Source organism: uncultured Acinetobacter sp. (assembly GCF_947626835.1).
In the GTDB taxonomy this organism is placed as follows: domain Bacteria; phylum Pseudomonadota; class Gammaproteobacteria; order Pseudomonadales; family Moraxellaceae; genus Acinetobacter.
The window spans coordinates 84,082-106,968 of the sequence record NZ_CANQTS010000003.1; the positions used below are offsets into that span (position 1 = coordinate 84,082).

Sequence of the window (22,887 nt, forward strand, 5' to 3'; positions counted from 1 at the left end):
TTGCTTTCTAGTCGCCTTTAGTGCCTATAGCTGTGGATAAAAATGGGGGAAATAGAGTGAATTCATCTAAATCTAAGGTCTCACTATTTTTGCTGATTCATGACTATTCACCGATCACTTTAAGTCCTCAAGCAAGGTGGCTACTGCTTAAACTCACAGCTGAGTTCAGAATAGGAGACGCCATTGCATCCATAAAAAATATGGCGAAGATATTTCATATCAATGAAAAAAAAATTAAGGAATGTATTGCTGAGTTGGTAGACCATGGAATTTTAATCCAAGGAATAGATGGGCTAACTTCTGACAAAAAGAGTTATATCGATTACGACCTATTCTTAGGCTGTATGAATGCAAAAAAAATTAAACCACTAACACTGGATAGATGGTTTCATCAAACAGCAAGAGCAGATAATTTTCCTCTTATAGGGCTTTTTCAACATCTCGTTGAAAACAGACTAGATGATTTTTATATGCATCATTTGCAACATACGTCATCTAGATTGTCAGGGATCTTGGATTTTAAGTCTGCTTTAGTGCTCATGGTATTGGTTAGAAATAGTAATCAATTTGGAGTTATCAATCAGTGCGGAATCCACAAAATAAAGCACAAAACAGGTATGTCTAAAGACACCATTTTTAGATGCATCAAAACGCTAGAAATTCATGGTGTGATTAGAATACGAGTTGATGGTGTGCTTTCCAGTAAAATTATAAGAGTGTCTAATCCATTTTATATGCTGAATTTATCACATGAAATCTGGCAGGAAAAAGCAACTTATGGACGGTATTTCATAATTCAATATCCAGAACCACACTCCTTTGAGGTGCAGCAGGTTGCAAGTTTACTGCAATTTTTAGAGAGCAAAAAAGCTACGTTAACAAGGATTTTAACGATTAACGATGCTTATCAGGTTTTTGTAAATCTTTTCACAAGAATGCCAGACTTGATCGCTGCTACAAAGGGATTGACGATTGAGATGGTTAAGGAGGATTCTTCAATACCTGAACATGAACGGTTTGAATATCGATTTATAATACATCTGTTGTCACTTTTTCTTGAGATGCCAAATGATCATGATAGCAGTCAATGGCTTAGAGATTTAATTGAGTTTTTCCCACAAAAAAATTCAAAGACACATTTGAAGGGGGGAATTTCTTTATTAGGATTTCTTCAGTGCCATTTAGAACAATGGTGTGCCCAGATTTACAATGATCTGTCTAGAGCTCAGGCATTATCTAGAGGTGGAGATTCTGTAGATTTACATGATTTGAAAAAGATGGCAGATCGATTGCGATTGAATACTTTGTTGAAATTTGCTGAAGATGATCCATTTGAAACATCTGATCGTATTGCTCGGAGTAACAGTAATCTTTTATCAATGTTAGGTCTGATGATGACCTTGATCGCGAAGAATCAGCTTTATCCATTTTTAACGTATTTAGGCTTAAAAGAACAATTCAGTCAATTTTGTATTGTTCCACGTCATGCGAAGCAAACACAATATATTTGTATTTTTATGCCATTTCCAAGTCAAATCTTGAATCAATTTACCAAAATTACTTTAGATAAAAACCTTGCATTTGTATCTAAGCAAGCACTTTTTCAGGATGAAAGGCGTAATCATTTTTTTAGTGAATCCATTCAACCGAGCCTCAAAGAACTACAGGATTTTGGCTTGCTGCCTGAGAACTGCCTAGCTTTAGATCATTTTGCTATTTCTAGAAATAAGATCAAAACTAAGGCGTAACTTTAGCTTCTGCAACATTCCCATATTTTCGTTGTTCTCGCTGTATGGGGCTGCGGTGTAATGGTTAGATCAGATAACAGGTAATATATATTATTAACTACAAGAGTAATATATAAATAATATATTAAACATAAACAATATCTTATCTAGTCATGTGAGTACTGTGATTCACTTAGCACAGTATAGACCATACTCAAATGGGCTATAGACAACGTATCAATATCATATTCCTAAAACATGCAGGACTAACCCTATAGTATGTTCCAAAGTCTTCAAGCATATTCAGCTAAGCAGGATGACCATAACATCCTGCTTTAGAATCATGATCAATAAAATTTTACATCTCTCACTTAGATATGAACCTTATGTTTCAGTGAGAACCTAAATGTACCAAAATGTTCAATTTCAATATAATCCATATGATCAGCTTTATCATGAAGCAGAAGTGCTGGCAGGAGTAGACCATTTCATTCAAGAGGTTTGCTTAGGTGGTTATGATCTATATCATCAAAACCTGATGATAGACCTACAAAAATTAGTTCAGTCGTTTAAGCCAATCTACAATGCAGATTTTTCCTATTGCAATTCAGTACTGATATTCATTGATGTTGTGAAGATCATTGATTACACACTCAGCCTAATGCCACAGGCAAATTATGAATCTATAGTCTGTTTTGATGAAATGACAGTCTGGCATATTCTGACATACATCCAGTCATTATCAGGCTGTATCCAACAGCAACTAATTGAACATCAACAACGTGAGTTAAAGAATCAACAGAGCCTTTTTGATTATGCATCTGCATTGATTCACCATTATGCGAGAACATTGGTTGTTCGAGTAGATTTATCTATCAAGAAAGAATATCAAGCCTTATACAATATTCAAGCATTTAACCAAGCCTTAGAAGTATTGCATCGGCGTATCGCAGATCAGGATACTTGCTTTAGTGGTTTACATGGTTATGCATGGGCATTAGAGCATGGCATAAGCAAAGGCTACCATTGTCATCTCTTGCTTATGTACGATGGGAATATACATCAACAAGGTTTTAAGATGGGGCAGTGGGTTGGTGAGTGCTGGGAGCAGATTACACATGGATGTGGTTATATTTTTAACTGTAACCATCCCGACTATATGGATACATATGAAGCGATGGGGACATTAGGAATAGGCATGATTCATCGTCATGATGAAAATAAACTTAATAATTTTCTTAATTACGTTGTTCCTTATCTGGTGAATGCTGAAAAAGAACAGCAGCATCCAAGGGTTAAGGATGAACCAAATATGCGTAGTTTTGGCAAGGGGCAGATCAATGCGAAAAACCGAAGAGGTTTATAAGTATTGAATTTTCAATAGAGAACACGAACATGAAGTGTTCTCTATCTTGTACAGTATGACATCAGAATGATAGATTTACATTGCCTTGATCAGTAATGATTTCAGCTTCAAGTACTTGATCACCACGACATTTCAGTAGATAAGAAACAGTCGAGCTACTATATTCAAAATTCTTTTAAGTCTTAATCAAGCTAGTTTGTGAATTCATATAGGTGATTCTTTCTTTCGCAGGCTTTTCAAGTAACTCTACATGTATTGAATATTGGATCAAGTTTTTTGCAGGTAGTCTGATTTTCTCAAAAAATGGAACTTGTTCTTGCTTTATCCGAAACTCTTTCAAACCATTGTTAATCTCATTGAGATAATTACGATACTGACTCATCAAGCCTAAATATTGGCGATGGCTATCTTCAATCAAGACTTGAGAAAACTCATTTTGATTTAGGCGATGTGAAAGAATAAATTCTAGATGCATTCCGATAGGTAATATTTCCATCATTTGTTGGATAAATTGCATAATTAGCTCAACATGTTGCGGTGAACTAATTTTTTGGGATTGTACTAGACTTAGTAGGTTTCCAATAAAGGAGATTAAATGGTTTTTAAGCTGTATAGAGGATGATAAAGTATTATTGGCTAACTGATTAATATCTGTAAGCGGGGTTCTGCTGTCTAGTAACAGTTTAAAAGTCTGTAATAAAGCTAAATACTCGCTCGTTTTGTCTGTATAAAATAAAATGTTTTGTTCTCTGATATCCTGAGAAACCTTCAAGACGCACTGTTGTACAGCCTCAATTTTTTTACTTAAAATTTGAGTTTGGATTACCATCGCTACCATTAACGTCGCAGTAGAAATAGCTTGAGCTGCAACAATCGTGGTTTGCAATGCAGATTGCAAAGAACCTAATCCTTGAACAAAAGTTTCAACACCTACAGAGCTGACCTCTTTTAAAGGAATATGTTGAATAATACCTACATGTTCGAGACCCTTTTTCCAGTAGGCAACTCCATCTCTAAAAATCACCTGATCATTTGCTATAGCTTCTAAAAGTTCTTTTGAAAATTTTTCAATGTCGTAACTAAATACTTTATCTAACATGCTGATACCTTAGAACTCATTGTAGTCATTTTTATTTTCTTCATGCTTAATCCTCATCATCGCAACAATACAAGCAGCAGGTATCGTAACGCGATAAGCGGGAGCTGTAATATCTTTTGCAGTTAAAGGTAATGTGGCGGCTGCCACGAATGGATTTACCTTGATGAAATTCTTAGCCATATTTAATCCAGCTAAAAGTCCACCAGCTGTACTTGAAGCAGTTCCACCACCAAGACTATTTTTAATCGTTTTGAGAGGGCTTTCTTTAATTGAGGTTAGTCCTAAGTACCCTTTTTCTTTCAATTTCTTATTGATGAAATCCAGATCATTAAGTTGAGTGATTCGACCAAAAAGGGTTCTTAGTATTTTTTCTTCAAGAAGATTGATATCAGAAGTATCTTTATGGAAATCTACACCTGTTTTTTTTGCAACATCTTCTAGTAGTTCGCGATACACAACCCCTTTTCCTCTGACAAGGTTGACTACTGTATCTCCGCCAAATAGTTGAATTTCAGCAGCAATCGCTTTCCAGCTATTTTTATATAAATCGTCTTCAGTTGAGTACATGCTCATGTTTTTAACAAGTGTGCTTTTAAGCCTCCCTGTCCATTGTTCTGTACCTTCACTATCAGCGATTAAAGTGTTTGACAATAATTTAAGATCTTGAACATCACAATGTTGTAGAAATGCTAGATCAGGATCTTCGCGAAATTTTGCTTCTGTTGCCATATGAAGTGTTCTCTTTATTACAAAATTTAAGTAAAGCTATTAAGATGCGCAATTTTTTGATTTAGGCAATAAAGTTTAGCCACTATACTAATAATATTTTAAATTTCATTAAGTGTATCATTTAAAAATTATCCTATTAAATTAAAAAAAAGTAATAAAATTAATATAATATTTAAAAGGATTAAATTAGAAAAGTATAGTGGGGAAGATGGATAGAGATGATTTAATGAGCTTATTTAATAAAGCTCAAAATGGTGATATAGAAGCACAGTTTACATTGGGGCAATGCTTCCTAGTGGGAGATGGTGTAGAAGAAGATAGTGAAATAGCTACTTCAATGTTTGCCGAAGCTGCTAATGCAGGACATACTGAAGCACAATATATGTATGGTTTAATGAATCGTTACGGGCAAGGTTTAGATCAAGATTTTGAAGAGGCTGGATATTATTTTAAGCAGGCCGCACAGCAAGGACATATAGAATCTAACATTGAGTTAGCAAAGTTATTTCTATATGGATTGGGTGTAGATGAGGATTATGAAATAGCAGCAGCTTTGTTGATAGAAGCAGCTGATCATGGTTATAGCGAAGCTAAAGTTGAATTAGGACTTATGTACGCTAAGGGATTGTTTTTTGATAAAGATCCTAAGCAGGCAGCGAAGTTTTTTGGAGAAGCGGCCGAAGATGGGGATGCTAAAGGGCAGCTGCATTTAGGTATGATTTTTAAGTTTGGTGTTGGTGTGCCCAAAAACTATGAAATCGCAGCATCAATGTTTAAAAAAGCAGCAGATCAGGGTGAAGAGCAAGCTAATGTTGAATTAGGTTTGTTGTATGCTGAAGGCAATTTATAGATTTTTAATAAGTTTACTTAAAGAATAAGTTGTTAAAAATTAATATTTATTAAACTATCGAGGGGAAGTCAAATGGGGTTTTGGGATAAAGTAAAAGAATCAGCTAATAAAATTGCTGAATCAGACAGTTGGGCAGCTATCAAAGAAACTGCTTCAAATGTTGGATGTAAGGTTGGTGCTCATTCAGGCAAACCTCAGAATGTTGAAGGACAGCCTCAATGTTATATGGAATATACTTGTAATAAATGTAATCAATTAATTATTAAACAAAAGCATAAGTTTCCAAACAAAGCAGATGCCAAATATCATAGCAATCGTTCATGTGAAAAGCGTTTAAAGTGTGAGTATTGTGATGCTGTTGAAACAGTTACAGTGCATGAGCATTGGAATTCTAAAGGGGTGGATGGTTATTGTAATAATGTTGAAAAATGTGCTCGTTGTCATACAGAGCGTAAAAATGGCAAGCACCACAGCTTTATAAGAAGAGGCACGCAAGGGTCTAAGATTGTAGTGGAATGTATTAATTGTAGACATACTGAATTAAAAGATACTTGGAATTAAATGATTCCAAATTATTTCAAGTACATAACATCCTAATGAGAATCATGAAGCTCTTTCGAGTACACATGAAAATATGAAATTAAAGCCTGCCATCGTGCAGGTTTTTTTATGCCCTGAATTTAGGAGTCGAGTCATGAGCTTGAATTGTCCCTTTTGTCGTTCAACCGACATCATGGTTGTTGGAGCAAGCATACAACAAACAAATTCAACATTATCAAATCTTGCATCACCCGCAGCATTGGGTGCTTTAGGCACAACCGTTGCGAAGTCTTTGAATCTGCCTCCCATCGTTGGAGGAATTGCAGGAACTGTACTCGGTGGTTTGTTTAATTCATTTACAGAGCAAAGCACACCTCCGCAGCAAAGCTTGTGCTTCTGTCATAACTGCTACCAAAAGTTCCCCATCCAATATCTGAATTAAGAACAGATCCAATTTTTAACATTATTTTAAAAAGGAATAAAACTATGGCACATCAACTTGAACAAATGGCTTATGTCGGTGAAACCCCTTGGCATGGACTAGGGAATCAACTGAGTCAAAACCAACCAATTGAAATCTGGGCACAACAGGCAGGTATGGACTGGCGTATCGAGTCATCCAATGTCAGTTATATGGCACAGAATGAACGTGGGCAAAGCATCATCATGCCGTATGAAGAACAGCGTGTACTTTACCGTTCTGATACCCATGCACCGTTGTCAGTCGTTAGCCAACGTTTTCAGGAAGTCCAACCTCGTGAGATCTTAGAGTTCTATCGTGATTTAACTGAACAATCAGGCTTTGAGCTGGAAACCGCAGGTGTGCTTAAAGGCGGCAAGAAATTTTGGGCATTGGCACGGACAGGGCAAAGTTCAGCACTCAAAGGAAAGGATGTCAGTAATGGCTATATTCTTCTTGCAACTGCATGTGACGGTACGCTTGCGACAACCGCACAATTCACTTCCATCCGTGTCGTCTGTAACAATACTTTAGCGATTGCTTTACGTGGACAGAACAGTAGTGCAGGTGTAGTGAAAGTTCCGCATAGCACCAAGTTTGATGCAGATAAGATCAAACAGCAATTGGGTATTTCAGTTCGTGCATGGGATGAACACATGTATGAGATGAAGCAGCTCAGTCAGCGTAAAGTCACCCAGTCTGAAGCCGCAGCCTATTTTGATGCGGTATTTAATAACACCACAATGAGTATTGCAGATCAGGAAGAAAATATTATTCAGTTCTACCGTGATGTTGCAACTCAGGCAGCACAGGCAAATGCCAAGGAGAAAGCTGAGCCAAATGCCAAGGCGATGACTAAAGCAATGGACATGTTTAATGGTCAGGGACGAGGTGCAACACTTTCATCATCTAAGGACACGGCTTACGGATTACTCTGTTCAATTACGGAATTTATTGACCACGAGCGTCGTGCCATGAGTACAGATCATCGACTCGATTCAGCTTGGTTTGGTGCAGGAGCAGCGATCAAGCAACGTGGACTAGAACAGGCTTTACGCATGGTGTCATAGTGTGGAAAGTTAAGTTTTTGCAATGGAAAGTTAGACCTATCCTTTAGATTCTAATAGATTCTAAAGATAAATTTACATTTTAAAAATAATTAAACCACATCTTCGGGTGTGGTTTTTTTATGCCCTTTATTTGCCACCACCCATATAAAAATGAGGAAGCAAGGTATGAATACAGCAATATTAAACCCATCCATTCAACAAGGGAGTACACCCTTTGTTGCTCCAAAATTGTTTACAGCGAAACGCTTGGTCAATACCAAAAATATGACTCAATCTGACTGGCTTGAAGTCAGACGACAAGGCATTGGCAGTAGTGATTGTGCAGCAGCCTGTGGATTGAATCCCTATATGTCGATGCTCGAACTTTGGATGATCAAGACAGGGCGAGTCAAACAATCGATTGAGGATGAAAGTTCAGGTATCGCTCCACTCTATTGGGGCAAGCAGCTAGAGCCATTGGTGGCTGAGTACTACAGCATGCATACCAATAACAAGGTACGCAGAATCAATGCAGTGCTTCAGCATCCAGATCCTGATAAACATTTTATGCTTGCCAATCTAGACTACTCCGTTGTGGGTAGCGATGAAGTCCAAATTCTGGAATGCAAAACAGCAGGTGAGTACGGCGCAAAACTTTGGCGAGATGGCGTGCCTTTATATGTCTTGTGTCAGGTACAACATCAATTGGCAGTAACAGGAAAACGAGCAGCACATGTTTGTGTGCTGATCTGTGGGCATGAAACCAAAATCTTCGAAGTGACGCGCTCTGAATCCGTGATCCAGCATATCATCAATGCAGAACGTTACTTCTGGGAGTGTGTGGAAAAAGACACACCGCCTGATGTGGATGCCAGTGAATCGGCAGCTAAAGCTATCCAGCAACTCTATCCACAACATATTCCGTTGACTGTTGAAGACTTGAGTTATAACGAACAAGCCAATCAATTGTTTGCTCAACTGATTCAAGAAAAGCATCACATTGAACAGCATCAAAACAACTTTGATGAAACTAAGCATCAAATCCAGATGTTGATGAGGGATGCTGAACGAGCGACCTTTGCCAATGGTTCGGTGACGTGGAAGAAATCCAAAGATTCAATCAGTTTAGACAGTAAAGCCTTACTCAAACTTCATCCTGAAATGCTTGAACAGTTTCCACAAAGTAAAGCAGGGACGCGACGTTTTCAGATCTATACCGATGACTGAATTCATCACATCGATATTTCTAATCATCCAAAAGCGCAAAAAACCACCCCGATCCACCGACTCCCGAAGGAGCGGTGGACTAATAATGGCGGTCTTTGCATTTCATCTGATCTTTAAACGGTTTTGTATTTGCTTACATAACAAAGGGTCAACAGTAAAATTTTATTTAGAGGAAAACTAACATGATTAAAGGCTTAGCGATTACACCACCGATCCTTGGACGTATCAGTATCGGTAAAGTTGTTGAAAAGAACGGTAAACGTCTACCTGAAAAAGATGATCAATTTACCATTACTAGTCAAATTCAAAGTAAGGAGGGATGGGTTAAACATCCGCTTGATGAACAACTCCGAGCCAAAGCACCGAATCAAAAACTCCGTACCATTCCAGTACGGATGATCTTCAATGATCCAGAACTGAATCTAAGGGCAGAGTACACCTTATTTGATCGACAAACAGGAAGGCCTGTTTGTGTAGGCAATGGTGAAACCTGCCAGCGCCTCACCAATCAAGGCGTAGAACAACATTCCTGCCCATCCCCTGATTTATGTCCTTTAGCTCAAGGAGGCAATTGCAAGCCCTATGGTCGACTGCATGTTAATTTAGATGAGTCGGATGAATTTGGCACATTCATTTTTAGAACCACAGGCTTTAATAGCATACGCACGTTAGCAGCTCGACTGAGTTACTACCATGCAGCATCGAATGGTCTGCTGTCATGCCTACCACTCCAACTGATATTGCGAGGTAAAAGTACAACACAGAGTTTTCGTCAACCTGTGTACTATGTGGATTTAACATTAAGGGATGGAGTCAGTTTGCAAGAAGCTATTCAAACTGCGAAAGAGCTGGATGAACAGATGCGGCAGACTGGATTTAGCCAGAAAGATTTAGATCAAGTGGCAAGAGAGGGTTTTGCAAATGGACAGTTTGAAATCGATGTAGAGGAGGGGCCTGAGGTGGTGGAAGAGTTTTATGTAGAGGATAGTCAACAGCAAGATCAGCAACAAGTCCATTACCTCAGTAATGTACAGGATATTCATCAGGGCTTGAAGCAGAGTGTCAGGGCTGTGAATTAAGCGCAGTTGAATGAGCTAGTCAGCTCTGCAAGTCACTCAGTAAATTAAGGAGACGTTGGTTAGTCATTCATTGATGGGAGCTTCGGCTCCCTTATTCTTTAGTCTAGCAGGGTAATACACGATTCAAATATTTGAATTAACGGCTGCAAATTAAGATGAAAGCCTTCAATATTTGCTTGTACCCATTGCTCTTTGGAGTTTATTTTTGACCAATCAATACCATAGCCACAGTAGGCAATTAGATGTTCAAAGAAAATACGTTGGGCGCGCCCATTACCCTCACGAAATGGATGGATGACATTGAGTTCGCAGTACAAATTAGCAAGTTCACCTATAAGATCTTGCAGTTCTAGACCTTGAAAGTAATTCTGCTGCTGAAGTGGGTTAAGTAATTTATTTGTTTCAATTTCGATACGGGAAAATGTACAAAATCGAGTATCACCTTTAGAGATATCAATTTGCCGAAGTTGTCCTGCCCATTCGTACAAGTCACCAAAAAGCTGTGCATGGATAGATTGTAAGTACTGCAAATCGTAAGGCGGTTCTGCATATTCAATTAAGCTACTCGATAAGCCTGATAGTTCAAGTTCCGCTTGTTCTAAAACCTTCCCATCACGGATATTCAGCTTGTTTTTTAAAATATTTGTCCCTGAATAGCAATATAGGCTATCCCCTAGTTCCCCATACTTATCCATAGCAGTACTCAGTTAGCTTTCTGGTTGTGAATACTTTTTATATTTTTGCAAAATTTGCGCTTTGCTTAGCTGGGTTAGATTACCTGATGTGGTAATCCCTTCGAGCTTGAGGCTGGCTTGGTAGTTTTGCAAGCGGGTTGCCTGAATATATTTTTTTTTCTGTTCGTTGGATTTAAGCATTTTTAGACTCCATCAATTTAACACTATAATGAGTATAACAAAGAATAACGACTCAGAGCTGAACATGCACTCTATGGTACATCATTGTCTTTCTGCAATCGTATCCCTTTGATCAGCATTTTCCTTATTATGGTAAAACGCTTTCGATTGATTTGGATGAACCAACCGATAGCGTCACTGTCTTGGTACGGATTATCTTATCTTTGATAAAGAAAGTAAAAATGATATGTCGGAAAGAGATGGATCTACAAACAAATATTAATTGATAGGGAAGAAGTTGAAGCGAGATACCTATGCAGTTTGAATTATGATTTTTTGAATAAAATCTGATCATTTGTGAAGTTCCAACTATTTCAAACACTTGTGCATAAATTAGGGAAGAAGCCTATTAGGAAGGTTTTAAATTAAAAAGTTACATGTCTAGATCCAGAGAGGAGTCCAAATTATGTTATTTCGTGGCTAGGATAGTTGGAACTGTCAATATATAGTAATTGAGACTGTTCATATATGTGATCATGTTAAATATAATGTAAGTATATTTATGTAATTTAAATTATTTTTGAGGGGCGTAGTGATGCGATTAATAGTACATGGACTGAAAACATCTAATACAAATAATGATACAAATAATGATCGAGTTAGTGGCTATGTTGTTCCTATCGCCTATGAAAATGATGATATGACAATTACTTATACTAACCCCAGTGATTTTCCTAATAATAATCGTATCTGGATAAGTAGTGGATTTCCATACATTGAGAATAGCTTTCCTAGTGATAAAATTTTTTATTTGAATTCACATTATGATGGGTATGAGAATGATAATAGTTCTAATGAAATATTAAATGATCCAACCAAGTGCAGATATTTTTCTTTAGGTAAACATGCATCCACAATTTCATCTGATTATAGACAAATTTATAAATTACCAGCATTGCCAGATGTTCAAACAGGACGTTTAGACTCTTATGAAGTATCTTTCTTATCCAGTGTTGTTCATCCATTTTTTGCTTTGGTTGGGGATTATGTTTATGGACCATTTCAAATCAAAAAAAATAAAATAAATGAAGATGAGCATATTATTTTTGAAACTGTAGATACTAAAACTCCTCTTGATCTTAAAAGTAATCATATTGCTAAATTCGCTTTAAATGATTTAAATGAACAAAAAATTTTACTTAAAGTTGAATCGCATGGTTTAAATGCTATGTATATTACGAGTTTGCATATCTTAAAATCATCTGTTCCATTTGAAACCATAGACTACATCTCTGATAGTAAATTAATTCAATATTATCAAAACTTGGACTTTGCGAAAGATGATTCGATATCTAAAAGTCAAGCAAAGAACTTGAGCGCATCTATACAGCGTTACCTTTATAACAACGCAGTAGAACATCCAGAGCGTATATCACGTTTACAAATGGTATTAGATCAATTCCTTAATAAGGAAGATCAAGAGTTTGCCCTTATAAAACAATATTTTGATTCAGAACAAGGACATACATTTCTTAATGAGTTTTTAAGCAAGCATAAAGACAATATTTTAAAAGATCATATAAAGGTTTTAAAAAAAGAAAATGATTATATAGTAGAAGAACTTAGAGCTAAATATCAAAATCAAATTGAAGATTTAAAGAAAAAATATACTGATGAAAAACTGGATATTGATAATAATATTGCCCAACTTAGACAGGATTTTGAAAAACAGAAAGAGTCTATTAAAGAGCAAAGTGAAGAAATACATAATTCAAAATTGAATGAGGAGTTGGAGTACTTACAGACTCAGATTGCTTTAAAAACTAAAGAGTTAAACAATATCTCTAGTCTTGTAGATTTAGAACAAAAAATTACTCAGAAACAGGGGGTTTTAGATCATGTTCAAGGTCAAATAAATTCAAAGCAAGGTGAGTTAAATAAATTTGAACAAATGGTTAATCAGCAGAGAACTTTACTTCAAAATCCACACCAATTAAGTGATAAAGCGGTAGAGTTTGCTACTTTACGCTCTATCATGACTGGGGCAAATAATATAAAAGAAGAAATTTATGAGCCTGTAAAACTAACTCCAGCCGCCTATCAAGTCACAGGTGAAACAAGAATATCCTATATTAATTATTTACAAAGACATATTAATCAAAGAGATGGTAGAAAATTGTCGTATAACGAAACTGCTAACTTTATGACCACCGTTATGCAGACTTACTTGACGATCTTTAGTGGACTACCTGGTGTCGGTAAAACTTCTACTGTTCATCATTTTGCTGATGCTCTTGGAATTAAGGGACCTATAGAGAATAAAGCTAACTTTTTGAATGTTGCAGTAGCGCGTGGGTGGACATCAAGCAAGGATTTGCTAGGTAATAAAAATGCACTTCGGATGAGTTATGAAGAGGGGCGCACAGGCATCTACAGTATGCTGAAAGCATTAGAATATGCTAAGAGTAGTGGCAAGGACGATATTATTAATCATCAAATGCTGAGTATCATTCTCTTAGATGAAGCAAATCTCTCCCCAATAGAACATTACTGGTCAGATTTTCTTTCTATATGTGATACTTTCCATGAAGGTAAAAAGTTAAATCTTGGAGGAAAGAGTAATACATTTACCCTCGATTTACCGCCAAGTTTAAGATTCATTGCTACCATCAATACGGATGCTACGGTAGAACCATTATCAGATCGTTTACTTGATCGTGCTAGTGTCATTACGCTAACAAATGAGAATAATAACTTGGATAATTTATCTCTAGATGATTTAGGGTTTAACGGTACCGTTCCTTATCAGGAATTAGCCGAAGCATTTATGATAAGTCGCGAACAAACGCTTAAATTACAGAATTCTGGCAAGCTGGAATTAGAGAGGAATGCATTAGCAAAGATTAGACATGCTTTAGAATCTGATGCAAGAAGTGCACATCCAGTTTATATCTCTAATCGTAAAATGAATGCGATTTATAATTATTGTGCCGTAGCAAACCAATTAGCTTTTGAAAATGATGTTCCCCCTTTAGATTTTGCTATAGCTCAACATGTTATTCCTAAAATCAGAGGATATGGTAAAGACTTTAAAGAACGTTTAATAGACCTAGATAAAGTTTGTCGAGAGTATAGGCTGTCACGATCAAATCAGTTAGTTAAACAAATTCTCGATAATGGTTCAGAGTTCGCTGACACTTTTTCTTTGCTCTAATGTTTTTAAGGGAATAAATGATTGTATGAAAGTATCCGTTGAGGTTATTGCTGGACGTAATAAAGGTCAAGTACTCGACCTGATGCAATCTCCATCCAATAATATGCCATACATATTATGTGAAGATGATGTTTTAGTCTTCAGGGTGCAGACTAGTGAGGAGCGTCCTAACCTACATCTCAATTTACATGAAACGTTTATTCCCTTTTTTCAAAAATCAGAGCTATGCAAAGATCAACCATATTACGAATATATTTGCGAACCAAAAAAGATTAAGAATAGTTGGAGGTATCAAGCACTTTTTCATAATTTTTGCGGTATAGCAGAGCTGATCATTGCAGATTACATAGACCTTGGTTTTGATAATTTTGAAATTAAAAATGCTCAATATTTGCACCCGATTGAAATATTAGCACGTAAAATTAATGCTGATCGTATCAGTGCAATGCTAGATTTCTTAGGTCGAAATGATGGCAGTGATCTCGCAGCTCTCGCACGTATGACACGAAAATATTCGGGCTTTCAAGAAGGCGATAAAACAATCACTTATACCTTAGATAGTGTAGAGCGATATATTTTGTCACTTGAAGATTTATTGCCAAAGATTACCCAGCATCCTATTGTTAAACTAGTACAAGTTAATCGTCTGAATTCTTATAAAGATTCTTCTCAGCTCACTGAAGATTCAATCAACTATTTGATCAATACAACTGAAGACATATATGAGGTTTTAGATGAAGAAGATAGTCTATTTTCTATAGATGATCGCTATTTCGCTGTTGATAAAGTATTGGAAGCGGAAATCGTTGAAGAGTGTGATCTTTATGAAAACGAAGTTCTACATGGTTTTATACATATATTAATTCAATCATTAGAACAGATTATAAAGGGTTTAAAACAAAAGTGCACGAAAGATGAAAGAAGAGATATCTCAGGTTATGAATCTCTTTTTAATAAAATTGATAAGTTTAAAGAAAAGTTAAATCGACCAGTGATTGAACGTTGCAATCATTTTATTTCTCGACTTTTTTTCTTTAAAAGGCTTCTCATTAATAGAATTAATGTAAAAAAACCTTATTTGCGAGAGCCTATTTTTACTCATAAAGCAAAGCATAATCTTTATTATCGTCAGGTCTTTTTGATGATGATTGAATGGGTGAGATTTGGTAAACCAGACTGGAGCTTACAAAATCAACTAAATTCAATTGAAAATTTACCTAAGTTATTTGAATATTACCTGTTCTGTCTTGTTAAGGAGCATGTCCTGAATTATAGCTTACAATTCAGAGATGCTCTCACAGAAACACTTCTAGATGGATCGAGTTATGATCGGTTCGTTTTTAAACTTAGTGAAGAGGTAAAAGCAGAACTGTTATATGAACCAAATATCTATACTTCTGATCGTAATTCACTTAATGCTAAGGATAGGGTTTTAGCTTCTTATAGAAATACAGAGGCGTGGAATAGAAAGAACAATTCTAACAACGCACATGTGGATAAAAATACACCTAACCATAGTTTTCAACTGCGCCAAAATTCAGAAAATACTAAAAAAAGGTTGTATCGGAGATCCCCTGATATTGTCTTGCGTATGTATACATCAAATCATGAGTCACTACTTATGTTGGATGCCAAATACATGACCTCAGAAAAAGCTTTCCATGAGGCAATGCGTGACTGCATGATTAAATATTTGCATGGCATCCATTTTGCTGCAACTGGAGAAAACAAGACTATTGGCTTAATGATAGTTAATCCTGATGAACAAGATGTTACACACCATTTTCATCATGATGAATATACAATCTTTGGTTCTATGCCAGTGACGCCATGTGTCATGACTGCATCGATCGATATTTCTAAAGCACATCATCTCGGTTCAACTATTCAACGTAATATATTTCGTATTATGGAAATGATGGTAGAAAAGGTCAGTAATGTGGGGTTAGGTGAGATGAAAACAGATGTGCACGAATTATATAAAACAAAAGAAAACTTTATATCTCAATCACAAGATGAAGTGTTGAGTGAAAATAAAGAAATAAAATATCATGAGATTGAACTTAAAAAGCCAAAAACCAATGAGAAGAAAGTGAAGAAATCGACTCCGATTGTAAAGCAATCGTTAGCAGTTGGTCCACTTTTCAAGAATAATCCTACATCGATCAAGAATGAACAACCAAGTCATATTGATTTACTGAAAAAGCTGAAACATCGTGGTCGGAATAATTAACCCCAATCCAGTCTAAGCCAATAACTGCACTATTAAGCATAAATCAAGAGCCGTTAATCTTGGATTGAGGAAGTAAAATGCATTCATTGGAACAAAAAATTCTTAATGAAGTTTAAGTTGATTTACGCTATTAAGATCATGCTTATCACTTATTTTTGATTCAATCATATTCACTTGGTTTTGAATATTTTGCTTAATCCCTAAAGACAGGTTATTAGCATGTTCACTCATTGCAAGTTTACTTTGCAAATTGGCATCAACTACTGCTTTTTGACGAACGCCTAAATTACTTAATTGTTCACTCTTAAAGTCGATGGATCGCTTTATCTCCAGAGCAATTGCATCCATGTAAATTTTTTTACTATCAGAACTCTCAGGAAATTTGTTGGCCGTTTCCAAAAGCTGCGGAAGTTTGATCATGAAGAATTCATCATCTTCATTTATCGACTTGGCTAATTCCCCATAAAAAGCTTCGATTTCCTTAACTTGTTCTAGACTGCTACGTTCTATAAATTCGACCCTCGAATTCGCCAATTGATCTAGCTCTTTTTGCATTCTTGTCAAGGAATCAGCTATAGCCTGAAAACCCCTGAATTTAGCCTCAAGCATTACAGCTTCAACTTTAGCATTTGCTTCAATTATTTCGAGTTGAGCCTCTTTAACTAGATGAACTCTCTCGTTCTCTAATTCAGCCACCCTAATCTTGTCTGGATCATAATTGGTAACTGTAGAGCTTACTGAACTTGAATACGAACTACCGCCAAAATCACGGTTACTACCTGTTGATGAACCCAGAAAACTACCTACTGCACCAACAACCTTAGAAGCAATAGACCCAAGATTCCACCCCATAATACAATCCTTATTTAATTAACTCTTTACTTATTGCTTTACGCATCTTAAACATCAATGTAGCAAATTCTTTTTCCCTTTGATCCAAAGCATTACTATAACTTTGTGCATCATGTAGAAATTCTGCTAGGTTCTGTTGCTGAATCTTTCTAAATTCTTCATTCATGCTCAAGAAAATTTCATTTCGATTTATAAATTGTTCATCATTTAATAGATCCACAATGTGGTTCACTGATGTTTGTTGCCAAGCATTAGCAAACTTAGCTAAACAAATCTTTTGCGCCGTCGTTCGGCAACTGAAAATAATACTTTCTAATTGCTTAATAAAGTTATGAGTAAGAATAGTTAATTGCTGCTCTTTCTCTAACTTTTCTAAACTGTCGCCATTGATCTTGCTTTCATTCGTTATATAAATTCCGAAACGCTTTTCGCAATAGAATTCATCCAGATCATTTTGATATTGCTCAATAGACAGGAATATATCTATTACTGTTTTTTCACCTATAACCTGATTTAATCCTGCATCAAATAAAGAGTGAAGTTGTTTCAGAACCACTAATCGCTCAATGCGCCATTCATTAAAGCATGCATCAATCTTATCTAGTTCAATACTGCTATCTAAGCCAATTTGGACCAATTTTTGTTTAGAGTTATCAACGAATATCAGATGATTCTGTAGCATCTGATTCATGTAGCTTGAGATCTTTTTGATAACATCAATTGATTCATCCAGTAATTCAGCTTTTCTTAATGTACTGGTACATAGAGTTGCCGTGTATTCTGCAAGCAATGTGAAATTTGGAATAGGTTGTTGTCCAAGGGCATGTAGACCAATAAGCGTATCAACATTGGTATTTGACAGAAGCTGCTTTGATTCTGTCAAAAGATTCGTCAACTTTGAGCGTAAAGATATTAGATCAATATCAAGATGTTCTTGTAATAGTTGTTTTTGAGATCCAAATAATTCCTGTTCTTCAACCGTCAAATTATTCATTAATGGTTGTCGTTCAAGTTGAGTTTTCAGTCTGATAATCTCATTAACCAAATTAAGATTATGACTTTCCCAATCATCAAGTTGGCTTAATAGGTTTGTAATCCATTTATCACTTGCCATGCTATATCGCCAAGTGGATTTTTGAATTCCATCTAAATCATAATTTTCGAGCTCTATAAGATAGTCAAAATGGGACGAAAGCAACTTAGTCGCATTGATTTCTTTCACGTAGTCTATTGCTATCTCTACATTGACCAACTCTGTTTGTAATGTTTTATATCTAGAGTAAATATCATAAAGACGGTTATATTCATCATATTCTTCTTTAATTTCTTCAGCAGTCATAGAGTATCTTTCCACATACTCTGCTGATGGCTCGAAAATGGGAATCCAATCGTTTTCAATAAAGTAATCTAGGATAGCTACAGCTTGCTTCTCTTTGGCATCATGGAGGGATAATATATTGAATGTGTCACTTTCAAATTGTTGAAGATTAATGACAGGGCATCTTGGAAGTGCTACAACCGATGAATCCAAATTACCATTGAGGCCATGATCTACGTTTTTTGGATCAGTATGGTTACTGTATTCGGCAGCACATTTAAAAGATGGGTAATTGTAAACACTCCCCTTTTTATAACTATATACGATCGTAACCTCTTTCTCAGGTCTAAACTTTGCATCAGGGATACTTAAAGGGATCAGATCATTTTCTGCATGAACAGCCCATTTACCTTTCCCTATGCCGTGTAAATCATATTCTCGCCTTGAGCTATTCCATAGGTTGTAAGACATCGGACGTACGACCCTAAGGTTTTGGAATATGCAGCCAGTATTCTTATCAAATATGATTTGATCTAAATTTTTAAAAGCAAAAAAATCTTGTTTATTTAGAGCAGTAATTAAATCTTTTATGGTATCCAAATACCTCCAAGATTTTTCTTTAATTATTAGATCCCTCAACTTTACTGTCGCTCGATCACACTGGGCTAATAGTGTGATCCTTTCTAATTCACCGAAGTATGTATCTTCAACATCACTCTTTGGAAAGTATTCATCTGTACAAATTATTTCGCTTTGGAGTTCTTTAAGACTTCTTCGCAATATTTCTCTTTTTTCTAAATATTGTTTTGCGTCATAACAAGCATTATTTTCGATTGATTTCACAGCACCCTCTTAACAGGAGTAATTAACCAAATTCACAACGCTTTACAGCATATCAATTCGATACTCAAAATGCTGTAAAAATTAAACTTTTTTCATTTTTGACATAGCTAAATTAATGTACGGAGCACAGTGCTGAATGACTTGTTGGCACTGTTCAGTATCAAACTGACCTACATGACAATCATCAACGTGTATTTCTATTTTCTTAGCCAACCACTCATAAGCAGCTTTACGAGTTTTTATTTTGGCTAGGATCAGGTGCAACATTTCTGCAGTAGATGGATTGAATGTTGTAGAGCAAGGCAATAAATGCGGGCTTGGATAATGCCGGGTTGTGCAGAGTTTGTCTGCCATCGAGAAGGCGAATCCATTTAGATACGAGATTTGCATTCAGGCCATACTGTAAAGCGACTGAGGCGATTGAAGTGTTGGGTTCTTTACAGGCTTGAACAATACTATTTTTAAATTCAGCACTGTATGTTCTTCGCTTTTTGGAAGCAGATCCGGTTGATACATGAATATTTGTGGTCATAAATTAAGTCCCCACTTAAAAGTAAGTGGTGAATAGCCATCAAAATTCTAGACACACATAACCATCTGTTTGATCAGTTAGCTATAGAAGAGACGGCTCACAGGACTTTTTTATCATTTTCTACCCGCCTTATAATTTAAATTGAATATTTTATAACCGATCATCAAGCCACTAACTTAATTTTACTCCAAATTTACACCCTATATATTAGTAAGCTATTTAAGTATTTGAAATATAAATATTATTATTTTTATGATGTCCAATCCATCATGGGGGCGACCGAAATACGAGGCTGTAAAGCTTGCAGATGAGACATAACGACCTAAGACTTCAAACAACGAGAGCGCGGCATTATACGGCTTTTGACTCAAAATCGACAGCCCTATGCCGCTTTGTGTTTTATATAACGCGCATCCATCATGGCAAATACGCCAGCCAAGATAATTAACAGCACGCCTACCAAGCAGCTCATAGACCAGCTGCCATACTGCCACGCCACCACACCAAGCGCTGAACCACAGGCCCCGCCAATAAAATAAGTGGTCATATAGATGGAATTAATGCGGGATTTGGCATCTGGACGTAAGCGAAACACAATCCCTTGATTGCCAGTGTGTACCATCGCCAGTCCTAAATGAATGCATGCATAACCTGCAATATAACTAAGTAAAGAAACTGCGCCGCCATAGAGCAAAGCCCAACTCAACAGCAAAGTGATTAAGCCCAAAACCGTTAAGGTTTGGGTATGTCCACGGTCGGCAAAGCGACCTAAATAACTACTCGATAGTGCGCCAAACACCCCAACCAACGTCACTAAACCAATCCATAAGTCAGTCAATGCAAAGGGTGGACGGGTCAGTAATAAGGCAATAGTGGAAAATAAAATACTCATTGCCGCAAAGCAACAACCACCGATCAGCGAGCGCAGCACCAAGCGCGGTTCTTGATGTAATAAGCTGCCCATAGAATGAAAAATATCAAAATAACTGATGTTTAAACGCAATACATAAGGCAAACGTGCTTTAAGTAACACAGCAATGATCAGCATGAGTGCACCACTTAAAGCATAAATCGCTTTCCAATGCCAAAGCTCAGACAATACCCCAGCCAAACTGGTCGAGAGTAAAATCCCGACCAATAAACCACTCATTAAAAAGCCAATGACTTGTCCGGTTTTTTCAGGCTTAACTGCCATCGTGGCAAATGGAATCAAGACTTGTGCGGCCACTGAAAATAAACTGGCAAGAATCGTACCTGCCCAGAGCATATAAATATGGCTGGAAAATGCGGAGATAAATAAGCCTACTGCAGCAATCAGCATTAATAAGGGAATAAATTTAGTTTTATTGACAATATCGCCAAGCGGTACAATCAGCAATAAACCCAGTGCATAGGCCACTTGTGCAAAAGTAACCGTGAGAGCCACTTGAGCTTCAGGCACTTGAAAATACTGTTGGATTGAACCAATTAAAGGCTGAGCATAATAATTGGTGCCGGCACATAAGCCACAAGCAATTGCCATAAGCCATAACAAAGCACGATCTTGACTAATATCTAAACTGGCTGTCATGTTGTACTCTTTTTACCCAAGGTAATCATCAACACGCCCATAATATTTAAAGCACAGCCCAACCATTGCATGGCGTTCATATATTCACCTAAAAAAAGTGTTGCTAAAATAATGGTGAGAATTGGACCAATAGAGGCAATCATGGCAGATTGAGCAGGGCCTAAGCGTTGAATACTAAGAGCCATAAAAATAGTGGGCAATACAGTTACAAAAAAACCCAGCATCAAACCATAATAAAAGGTCTGTGTTGGCAATTGAGCAAGCAATTGTAGCGGTTGTGCGGTGGCAACAAAAAAATGTAGCAAGGTCCCTAAGCAAGCAATCGTCAAGGCCAACGCATTAAAATGCCATGAACCAAATTGCCGAATCAGACGTGGCGTCATCAAAAGATAAGCTGCAAAGCAGACTGCACTGGCAAAGACTAAACTCGCGCCCAACCAAAAGTTTTCATTGTGTGGACTGTTGGCTTGCTCTTGTAGCATCACAATCACGGTACCGCCATAGCTTAAAAGTAAAGCGATCAGCATTTTGGGGGTAAGGCGCTGCTTAAACAATACACTGGATGCCAATACCGTTAAGGTCGGATATAAAAATAAAATGATGCGTTCAAGTGAGGCACTAATAAACATTAGCCCCATAAAATCAAGCCAACTGGAAAAATAGTAGCCCAATAAACCCGTTGCCCACAAAATTAACCAATCAAGCGGCTGCAATTGTTTCTTTTGATGCCGACTCAACCATGCAATCACCAAGAAAAATGGCAAGGCACTGGCCATGCGCAGCGCCACCAAAACTGTACCATCGACCAAAGGTGACAAGGCATAAGCTTGCTTAATAAAAATGGCTTTAGTGCTAAATAAAAAGGCTGCACCAATGGCAAACAGCGCACCGATTTGGCTCGAGCTTGGGTAAGTTTTCATAACAAAATTCAGGAGTGAAAAGAAGATTGCAGCATGAAACACATCAGATGATGTGATGCTTGATGCTGTATTTGAGGCTACTTTATCATGGCTTGAGAAAATTGCCGTGTCTGTTTGTCGCCATATCCATGATCGGTTTCAGAAAAATATGCGCTATTTTAGTGCAATATTGCAATTTTTAGGGCTTTAATGACCTTGTACATATCATAAGCAGAAATGACTAGAGAATTTTTTGTAATAGATTTAGATATTAACGCTTTGATTTGAGTATCCCTGATCTGTACTTAAAAGCGATTTGCAATTCAACAGGCTTGATTTTTTAAAGCATTTGATCTTTCTATCAATATCCAAATGTGATAAGCAATCAGTATTCACTGAAACTGATTGCAGAATAGTTAAATACTACAATAAAAAAGCATCTAAAA

At 36.7% G+C, this 22,887-nt stretch carries 19 protein-coding genes and 1 pseudogene; 10 read left to right on the forward strand and 10 right to left on the reverse strand.

Features of this window, described 5'->3' with window-relative positions:
* Positions 1-56: 56 nt before the first annotated feature.
* Both Q0Z55_RS02950 and Q0Z55_RS02955 read left to right on the forward strand, forming a co-directional pair.
* On the forward strand, positions 57-1,748 hold the full coding sequence (locus Q0Z55_RS02950; protein WP_297423961.1) for a hypothetical protein: 1,692 nt from the start codon (positions 57-59) through the stop codon (positions 1,746-1,748).
* 385 nt (positions 1,749-2,133) lie between these two features.
* Positions 2,134-3,093, forward strand: coding sequence for an inovirus-type Gp2 protein (locus tag Q0Z55_RS02955; protein WP_297423963.1), 960 nt, complete (start codon positions 2,134-2,136; stop codon positions 3,091-3,093).
* A 175-nt stretch (positions 3,094-3,268) separates the two neighbouring features.
* Here the strand turns inward: Q0Z55_RS02955 and Q0Z55_RS02960 are convergent, their stop codons facing one another.
* Both Q0Z55_RS02960 and Q0Z55_RS02965 read right to left on the reverse strand, forming a co-directional pair.
* The gene (locus tag Q0Z55_RS02960) at positions 3,269-4,192 is read right to left on the reverse strand and encodes a hypothetical protein (protein ID WP_297423965.1); all 924 of its coding nucleotides are present in this window, start codon (positions 4,190-4,192) and stop codon (positions 3,269-3,271) included.
* A gap of 9 nt (positions 4,193-4,201) precedes the next feature.
* Complete coding sequence (locus Q0Z55_RS02965) at positions 4,202-4,921, reverse strand: DUF3944 domain-containing protein (RefSeq protein WP_297423967.1); 720 nt, start codon at positions 4,919-4,921, stop codon at positions 4,202-4,204.
* 208 nt (positions 4,922-5,129) lie between these two features.
* On the opposite strand from Q0Z55_RS02965, the gene Q0Z55_RS02970 reads away from it, so the two are divergent.
* The 6 genes from Q0Z55_RS02970 to Q0Z55_RS02995 all read left to right on the forward strand — a co-directional run bounded on the left by Q0Z55_RS02970 (position 5,130) and on the right by Q0Z55_RS02995 (position 10,126).
* A complete protein-coding gene (locus Q0Z55_RS02970) occupies positions 5,130-5,771 on the forward strand; it encodes a tetratricopeptide repeat protein (RefSeq protein ID WP_297423968.1) in 642 nt (213 codons plus the stop codon).
* A gap of 72 nt (positions 5,772-5,843) precedes the next feature.
* Positions 5,844-6,332 (forward strand): hypothetical protein, encoded by a 489-nt coding sequence (locus tag Q0Z55_RS02975; RefSeq protein ID WP_000508160.1) that lies wholly within the window; start codon positions 5,844-5,846, stop codon positions 6,330-6,332.
* A 133-nt stretch (positions 6,333-6,465) separates the two neighbouring features.
* Complete coding sequence (locus tag Q0Z55_RS02980; RefSeq protein ID WP_297423972.1) at positions 6,466-6,753, forward strand: hypothetical protein; 288 nt, start codon at positions 6,466-6,468, stop codon at positions 6,751-6,753.
* 44 nt (positions 6,754-6,797) lie between these two features.
* Positions 6,798-7,841 carry a DUF932 domain-containing protein gene (locus Q0Z55_RS02985; RefSeq protein WP_297423973.1) on the forward strand — a complete coding sequence of 348 codons (1,044 nt, stop codon included), beginning with the start codon at positions 6,798-6,800 and terminating at the stop codon, positions 7,839-7,841.
* Between the two features lie 165 nt (positions 7,842-8,006).
* Complete coding sequence (locus Q0Z55_RS02990) at positions 8,007-9,047, forward strand: lambda-exonuclease family protein (RefSeq protein WP_297423975.1); 1,041 nt, start codon at positions 8,007-8,009, stop codon at positions 9,045-9,047.
* A gap of 182 nt (positions 9,048-9,229) precedes the next feature.
* Positions 9,230-10,126, forward strand: coding sequence for a hydrolase or metal-binding protein (locus Q0Z55_RS02995; RefSeq protein WP_297423977.1), 897 nt, complete (start codon positions 9,230-9,232; stop codon positions 10,124-10,126).
* A 98-nt stretch (positions 10,127-10,224) separates the two neighbouring features.
* On the opposite strand, the gene Q0Z55_RS03000 is transcribed toward Q0Z55_RS02995, so the two are convergent.
* Positions 10,225-10,821, reverse strand: coding sequence for a putative adenosine monophosphate-protein transferase Fic (locus Q0Z55_RS03000; RefSeq protein ID WP_297423978.1), 597 nt, complete (start codon positions 10,819-10,821; stop codon positions 10,225-10,227).
* Positions 10,822-10,833: 12 nt separating this feature from the next.
* A complete protein-coding gene (locus Q0Z55_RS03005) occupies positions 10,834-11,001 on the reverse strand; it encodes a YhfG family protein (protein WP_297423981.1) in 168 nt (55 codons plus the stop codon).
* A 574-nt stretch (positions 11,002-11,575) separates the two neighbouring features.
* On the opposite strand from Q0Z55_RS03005, the gene Q0Z55_RS03010 reads away from it, so the two are divergent.
* Entirely contained in the window at positions 11,576-14,194 is a 2,619-nt protein-coding gene (locus tag Q0Z55_RS03010) for a hypothetical protein (protein WP_297423983.1), read from the forward strand.
* A 25-nt stretch (positions 14,195-14,219) separates the two neighbouring features.
* On the forward strand, positions 14,220-16,427 hold the full coding sequence (locus tag Q0Z55_RS03015) for a hypothetical protein (RefSeq protein ID WP_297423985.1): 2,208 nt from the start codon (positions 14,220-14,222) through the stop codon (positions 16,425-16,427).
* Between the two features lie 102 nt (positions 16,428-16,529).
* Here the strand turns inward: Q0Z55_RS03015 and Q0Z55_RS03020 are convergent, their stop codons facing one another.
* The 6 genes and pseudogenes from Q0Z55_RS03020 to Q0Z55_RS03045 all read right to left on the reverse strand — a co-directional run bounded on the left by Q0Z55_RS03020 (position 16,530) and on the right by Q0Z55_RS03045 (position 22,462).
* On the reverse strand, positions 16,530-17,279 hold the full coding sequence (locus Q0Z55_RS03020) for a hypothetical protein (protein WP_297423987.1): 750 nt from the start codon (positions 17,277-17,279) through the stop codon (positions 16,530-16,532).
* A 10-nt stretch (positions 17,280-17,289) separates the two neighbouring features.
* The gene (locus Q0Z55_RS03025) at positions 17,290-19,440 is read right to left on the reverse strand and encodes a hypothetical protein (protein WP_297423989.1); all 2,151 of its coding nucleotides are present in this window, start codon (positions 19,438-19,440) and stop codon (positions 17,290-17,292) included.
* Between the two features lie 81 nt (positions 19,441-19,521).
* Positions 19,522-19,794 (reverse strand): zinc-finger-containing protein, encoded by a 273-nt coding sequence (locus Q0Z55_RS03030; protein ID WP_297424146.1) that lies wholly within the window; start codon positions 19,792-19,794, stop codon positions 19,522-19,524.
* 4 nt (positions 19,795-19,798) lie between these two features.
* Positions 19,799-19,972 (reverse strand): annotated as a pseudogene (locus Q0Z55_RS03035) (transposase); the annotation flags it as partial.
* Positions 19,973-20,354: 382 nt separating this feature from the next.
* Positions 20,355-21,542 carry an MFS transporter gene (locus Q0Z55_RS03040; RefSeq protein ID WP_297423991.1) on the reverse strand — a complete coding sequence of 396 codons (1,188 nt, stop codon included), beginning with the start codon at positions 21,540-21,542 and terminating at the stop codon, positions 20,355-20,357.
* A complete protein-coding gene (locus Q0Z55_RS03045; protein WP_297423993.1) occupies positions 21,539-22,462 on the reverse strand; it encodes a DMT family transporter in 924 nt (307 codons plus the stop codon). The genes Q0Z55_RS03040 and Q0Z55_RS03045 overlap by 4 nt, the downstream gene beginning before the upstream one ends.
* Between the last annotated feature and the right edge of the window lie 425 nt (positions 22,463-22,887).

What these genes read in the sequence shown, in the direction of transcription:
- Q0Z55_RS02955 (WP_297423963.1), top strand. Translation starts at nt 2,134, where the DNA reads ATGTACCAAAATGTTCAATTTCAATATAATCCATATGATCAGCTTTAT.
- Q0Z55_RS02960 (WP_297423965.1), bottom strand. Translation starts at nt 4,192, where the DNA reads ATGTTAGATAAAGTATTTAGTTACGACATTGAAAAATTTTCAAAAGAA.
- Q0Z55_RS02965 (WP_297423967.1), bottom strand. Translation starts at nt 4,921, where the DNA reads ATGGCAACAGAAGCAAAATTTCGCGAAGATCCTGATCTAGCATTTCTA.
- Q0Z55_RS02970 (WP_297423968.1), top strand. Translation starts at nt 5,130, where the DNA reads ATGGATAGAGATGATTTAATGAGCTTATTTAATAAAGCTCAAAATGGT.
- Q0Z55_RS02975 (WP_000508160.1), top strand. Translation starts at nt 5,844, where the DNA reads ATGGGGTTTTGGGATAAAGTAAAAGAATCAGCTAATAAAATTGCTGAA.
- Q0Z55_RS02980 (WP_297423972.1), top strand. Translation starts at nt 6,466, where the DNA reads ATGAGCTTGAATTGTCCCTTTTGTCGTTCAACCGACATCATGGTTGTT.
- Q0Z55_RS02985 (WP_297423973.1), top strand. Translation starts at nt 6,798, where the DNA reads ATGGCACATCAACTTGAACAAATGGCTTATGTCGGTGAAACCCCTTGG.
- Q0Z55_RS02990 (WP_297423975.1), top strand. Translation starts at nt 8,007, where the DNA reads ATGAATACAGCAATATTAAACCCATCCATTCAACAAGGGAGTACACCC.
- Q0Z55_RS02995 (WP_297423977.1), top strand. Translation starts at nt 9,230, where the DNA reads ATGATTAAAGGCTTAGCGATTACACCACCGATCCTTGGACGTATCAGT.
- Q0Z55_RS03000 (WP_297423978.1), bottom strand. Translation starts at nt 10,821, where the DNA reads ATGGATAAGTATGGGGAACTAGGGGATAGCCTATATTGCTATTCAGGG.
- Q0Z55_RS03005 (WP_297423981.1), bottom strand. Translation starts at nt 11,001, where the DNA reads ATGCTTAAATCCAACGAACAGAAAAAAAAATATATTCAGGCAACCCGC.
- Q0Z55_RS03010 (WP_297423983.1), top strand. Translation starts at nt 11,576, where the DNA reads ATGCGATTAATAGTACATGGACTGAAAACATCTAATACAAATAATGAT.
- Q0Z55_RS03015 (WP_297423985.1), top strand. Translation starts at nt 14,220, where the DNA reads ATGAAAGTATCCGTTGAGGTTATTGCTGGACGTAATAAAGGTCAAGTA.
- Q0Z55_RS03020 (WP_297423987.1), bottom strand. Translation starts at nt 17,279, where the DNA reads ATGGGGTGGAATCTTGGGTCTATTGCTTCTAAGGTTGTTGGTGCAGTA.
- Q0Z55_RS03030 (WP_297424146.1), bottom strand. Translation starts at nt 19,794, where the DNA reads ATGGCAGACAAACTCTGCACAACCCGGCATTATCCAAGCCCGCATTTA.
- Q0Z55_RS03040 (WP_297423991.1), bottom strand. Translation starts at nt 21,542, where the DNA reads ATGACAGCCAGTTTAGATATTAGTCAAGATCGTGCTTTGTTATGGCTT.
- Q0Z55_RS03045 (WP_297423993.1), bottom strand. Translation starts at nt 22,462, where the DNA reads ATGAAAACTTACCCAAGCTCGAGCCAAATCGGTGCGCTGTTTGCCATT.